This is a genomic window from Leisingera sp. ANG49 (assembly GCF_059694505.1).
Genome location: NZ_JCATZN010000079.1, coordinates 1 through 264, shown reverse-complemented (window position 1 = coordinate 264; position 264 = coordinate 1). Strand labels below are relative to the sequence as shown.

Genomic DNA, 264 nt, shown 5'->3' with positions numbered 1-264 from the left:
CGGCGAGGCGCTGCAGAGCATCGTCGAGCAGGTCACCCATATCTCGCAGCTGGTCTCCGGCATTGCCGAAGGCGCGGCGGAGCAGTCCACCGGCCTCAACGAGATCAACACCGGCGTCACCCAGCTGGACCAGGTGACCCAGCAGAACGCGGCGATGGTGGAAGAGGCCACCGCGGCGGGCCACATGCTGAACACCGACGCGGGCAAGCTGGCCGAGCTGGTGGCGCATTTCCGGGTCTCCGGCGGCACCCTGTCCGCCCGCCC

The 264-nt window shown here is 69.7% G+C and carries 1 pseudogene; it reads left to right on the top strand.

Going from position 1 to position 264, the window contains the following annotated elements:
- Nucleotides 1-264: pseudogene (locus tag AC58NV_RS23820) on the top strand (methyl-accepting chemotaxis protein); the annotation flags it as partial.